The 4,449-nt window shown below is 70.4% G+C and carries 5 protein-coding genes; 4 read left to right on the top strand and 1 reads right to left on the bottom strand.

The window, feature by feature from the left end:
- Positions 1-104: 104 nt before the first annotated feature.
- The 3 genes from VFF46_RS24580 to VFF46_RS24590 are packed head-to-tail and all read left to right on the top strand — an operon-like array spanning position 105 to position 2,793.
- A complete protein-coding gene (locus VFF46_RS24580) occupies positions 105-710 on the top strand; it encodes an SIMPL domain-containing protein (RefSeq protein ID WP_325039563.1) in 606 nt (201 codons plus the stop codon).
- Positions 711-770: 60 nt separating this feature from the next.
- Positions 771-2,006, top strand: coding sequence for an Nramp family divalent metal transporter (locus VFF46_RS24585; protein WP_325039564.1), 1,236 nt, complete (start codon positions 771-773; stop codon positions 2,004-2,006).
- Positions 2,007-2,025: 19 nt separating this feature from the next.
- Positions 2,026-2,793, top strand: a complete 768-nt coding sequence (locus VFF46_RS24590; protein ID WP_325039565.1) for a metallophosphoesterase — start codon at positions 2,026-2,028, stop codon at positions 2,791-2,793.
- Here the strand turns inward: VFF46_RS24590 and VFF46_RS24595 are convergent.
- Positions 2,767-3,330, bottom strand: coding sequence for a helix-turn-helix domain-containing protein (locus tag VFF46_RS24595; protein WP_325039566.1), 564 nt, complete (start codon positions 3,328-3,330; stop codon positions 2,767-2,769). The two genes, VFF46_RS24590 and VFF46_RS24595, sit on opposite strands and share 27 nt — an antisense overlap.
- Positions 3,331-3,405: 75 nt before the next feature.
- Here VFF46_RS24595 and VFF46_RS24600 point away from each other — a divergent pair, with 75 nt between their 5' ends.
- On the top strand, positions 3,406-4,449 hold the full coding sequence (locus tag VFF46_RS24600; RefSeq protein WP_325039567.1) for a saccharopine dehydrogenase NADP-binding domain-containing protein: 1,044 nt from the start codon (positions 3,406-3,408) through the stop codon (positions 4,447-4,449).

The raw sequence follows: 4,449 nt of genomic DNA on the forward strand, positions 1-4,449 counted from the left end.
AAGAGTATCGAGTGGGCCGCCCGTCTGCTGGACACTGCGCAGAGTGTGACTCTCAGCTGAGCGGGGTTGCGAGTGATGGGAGACTGGCGGTTATGGACACAGGGGTGAGTGTTGTTGGGTCAGGGCAGGTCAGTGGGACGCCGGACGTGCTGCGGGTGACGTTTGCGGTGGAGCATGCGGAGCCGGATGTGGCGGCTGCTGTGGCAAAGGTCGGCGAGCGTAGTGACGCTGTGGTCGCAGCTCTGCAGGCGCAGGGGGTCGGAAGGTCGCAACTGGCGACCAGTGCGGTGAACGTGTACCAGGACTACAAGATGCCGGGCGCGACCGGTGAGTACCGGGCGTCGCACACGATCGAGGTGGAGACCAAGGATCTGACGGGATTCAGCGCGCTGTTGACGGCAGCCGTCGATGCCGCAGGCAACAGTCTCGCGATCCACGGGTTGCAGTTCGACATCGAGGACAAGTCCGACCTGCTGACGCAGGCCCGCGAGCTGGCGTTCCAGGACGCGCGAGTCAAGGCCGCGCACCTGGCCACGCTTGCGGGGTTCTCCCTCGGCGGGGTGACGGCGGTTTCCGAGACCTATCACCGCGCAGCGGTCGCATTGGCGAGCCGACGGGCATCCGCGCAGGGTGCCGACCTGTCGTTCAACATCACGCCCGGTGAGCACACGGTCGAGATCTCGATCGAGGTGAACTTCGCCTGGGCCTAGTCGGCGTCTCAAATCGCGCACAGGGGTTGCGTGGTGGGTACTGTCAGAGAGACTTCTCTCATGTACGCACCGGCGCCGCTACGACGGCAACTGAACCGGTCCGGGCTGTTGTTGCTCGGGCCGGCCTTCGTCGCGGCCGTTGCGTACGTCGATCCGGGCAACTTCGCCACCAACATCGCGGCCGGTGCGAAGTACGGCTATCTGCTCTGCTGGGTGGTCGTCGGCGCGAACCTGATGGCCGTGCTGGTGCAGTACCTGGCCGCCAAGGCCAGCATCGCGACCGGGCGGACGCTCCCCCAGCTCTGCCGTGACCACTTCAAACGCTCGACCTCGACGGGGCTCTGGGCGCAGGCCGAGGTGGTCGCGCTGGCCACCGACCTGGCCGAGGTGGTCGGCGGCGCGATCGCGCTCAACCTGCTGTTCCGCATCCCGCTGCTGCTCGGCGGCGTGATCACCGGCGCGGTGTCGTTCGGCCTGCTGATCTACCAGTCGAAGCGCGGGCAGCGCCCGTTCGAGGCCGCGATCATCGGACTGCTCGCCGTCGTACTGCTCGGCTTCGTCGTCTCCACCGCACAGGCCGGCCCGTCCGCGAGCGGCATTGCCGGCGGCCTGGTGCCGCGGCTGGACGGCAGCCAATCGCTCGTCCTCGCGGCCGGCATGCTCGGCGCGACCGTGATGCCGCACGCGATCTGGCTGCACGGCGCACTGGTCACCGACCGGCACTGGAAAACGATCCGTTCCGAGGACGGCAAATCCCGCGTACTGCGGGCCACCCGGCTGGACGTCGCCGTGGCGATGGCGCTCGCGGGCGCGGTCAACCTGGCGATGGTCGTGCTGGCGGCGGCTGCCCTGAAGGGCACAGGTGCCGACTCGCTCAGTGCGGCGCACGTCGCGATCGGCGACCGGATCGGCCAGCTTCCGGCGCTGCTGTTCGCACTCGCCCTGCTGGCCAGCGGTTTCGCGTCCTCGTCGGTCGGGACGTACGCCGGTTCCGTGATCCTGGACGGTTTCTGGCAGCGCCGGGTGCCGCTCGCCGTACGGCGTCTGGTGACCCTGGCGCCCGCCCTGCTGGTGCTTGCGATCGGCATCGACCCGAGCCGCGCGCTGGTGATGTCGCAGGTGGTGCTGAGCTTCGGCATCCCCTGCGCGCTCTGGCCGCTGGTGAGATTGACCGCATCCCGGCGCGTCATGGGCGACCTCGTCAACCGCCGGGCGACTACTCTCACCGCATGCCTGGTAGCCACCGCCGTCACGGCCCTCAACGTCGTACTGATCGTGCTGACCGTGCGAGGCTGACGTGACCCGGGTGTACGCCGTGAGCGACGTCCACGGCCACCTGGAGAAACTGAAGCCCGCCCTGCACGCGGCCGGCCTGACCGATGCCGACGGCAACTGGGCCGCCGACGACGCCCGGCTGTGGTTCCTCGGCGACTTCTTCGACCGCGGCCCGGACGGCATCGGCGTACTGCACTATGTCCGCGGGCTGATCGCGCAGGCGCCCGACGGCGCGGTCCGGATGCTGCTCGGCAACCACGAGATCCTGGCGCTCGGGATGCACAAGTTCGGCGACACGTTCGTTCCGCACGACGGGATCACGCTGCGCAGCTTCGAGCGTTCCTGGGCACTGAACGGCGGCCAGGACCGCGACCAGGAGCTGCTCACCGACGACGACGTGAACTGGCTGCTCGACCAGCCGTTCCTCGGCCGGGACGCGGACCAGCTGCTGATGCATTCGGACACCGCGGAGTACGTCGAGTGGGGCGACACGCTCGACCAGATCAACGCCGCGGCCCGGGCCGAGCTGCACTCCGACGACATCGAGGTGTGGTGGGAGGTCTGGCGCCGGATGACGTCGCGGTACGCGTTCCGCGGCGAGAGCGGCCCGGAGGTCGCGCGGATCATGCTGCAGCACCTCGGCGGCCGGCGGATCGTGCACGGCCACAGCATCATCGCCGACCAGCTGCACATCGACCCGGAGTTCCTGACCGGCCCGCACCTGTACGCCGACGGCCTGGTGCTCGGCATCGACGGCGGCGCCTTCGACGGCGGCCCGTGCCTAGTGGTCGAGCTCTCGGCCGAGTGAGGCCACGACGGCGTCGAGGCAGGACCGGAACGTCTGCTGCCCGCCGCGGTCGATCCAGCGGCTGAACGCGTTCTGGAAGACCGCCGATCCGACCTGCGCCATCAGCGTCGCGTCCTCGGGTGACAGCCCGCGCTCGGCGAGCCCGTCGCGCAGCGCCGCGGTGACCGAGGCAAGCTTGGTCCGCTCGCGCTCCTGCAGCTCGGGGCTCGCGGCGATCACGGCCCGGCGTACGTCGGTGTCCTCGGCCAACTCGATCAGGAGCTCACCGACGGCCACGGCGGCCTGCAGTACGGCGGGCCACGGGCGGACGTCGTCGTCGACGGCCCGGAGTGCGTCGAGCACCGCGAGCGGCAGCCGCTCCGAACCGGCGAACAGGACCTCGCGCTTGTCCGGGAAGTAGCGGAAGTACGAGCGACGGGTCAAGCCGGCGTGCTCGGCGATCTGGTTGACGGTGACCGCGTCGTACCCGTGCGCGGCGTACAGCTCGAGCGCGGCCTTGCGCAGCCGCTGCTCCGCCCCGGGGTCCCATCGCGCCATACCGGGAGTCTAGCAAGAGTGATGTCTCAGGGTGTTATCGTGAGTGATGACACTGTGAGACATAAGGAGCGTCGGATGATCTGGATTCTGGGGGCGACCGGCCGGACCGGACGCGAGATCGCGGCCCGGGTGGCGGCCCGCGGCGGTACGCCGGTACTCGTCGGGCGGAACGCGGAGCGGCTGCGGAAGACCGCGGCGGAGCTCGGACTCGACGGGGCCGAGGTGGTCGAGACCGCGGACCTGGCGGCCGCGATCGCCGAGCGGCGACCGGCCGTGGTGGTGAACACGATCGGTGGGTACGCCGAGACCGCGGTCCGGTTCGCGCGCGCCTGCCTGCCCGGCGGCCATTACGTTGACCTGGCCAACGATCTGGTCGCGATGCCGCGGCTGCTGGCGTTGCACGACGAGGCGGTGGCGGCCGGCAGTACGTTCGTGACCGGCGCCGGGTTCGGCGTACTCGGGACCGAGGCGGTGGTCGCGTGGCTGTGCGCGGATCGGCCGGCGCCGCGGACGGTACGGGTGGATGCGCTCCCGTCGGTCGCGATCACGGCCGGTCAAATGGGCGAGGCCCTGGCGCAGTCGATCGTATCGGGGCTGACGACGGGCGGCAGGCGGTACGAGGGCGGGCGGATGGTCCCGGCCCGGCTTGCCGCGGATCCGCGGACGCATGTGTTGCCGGACGGACAGACGGCGAAGTCCGCTGCCGGTCCGACCGGTGAGCTGCTGGCGGCACACCTGGCCAGCGGGGCGCCGGACGTCGTAGCGACGACCGGGTTGTTGCCGACAGGCCCGCTGGTCCGGGCGATCGTGCCCGCGGCCGGTGCGCTGCTGAAGCTCCCGGCGCTGCAGCGGTTCGCCGTACGGCGGATGGCGGCGATGGAGTTCAAGCCCGCACCGCGACCGCGGGAGCACTCGTGGGGTCACGCGGTCGTGACGTGGGCGGACGGTACGACGCGGGAGGCCTGGCTGCGGGCCGAGGACGCGATGGACTTCACCACGAACGCGGCGGCCGAGACCGCCGTACGGCTGGCTCGCGGTGAGGGCCGCCGTGGTGCGTATACGCCTGCCTGTGCACTCGGGCCCGAGCTCGCGGAGGCCGCCGGGGCGACGATCCGTTAG

The organism is Kribbella sp. (assembly GCF_035655035.1).
Lineage (GTDB): Bacteria > Actinomycetota > Actinomycetes > Propionibacteriales > Kribbellaceae > Kribbella.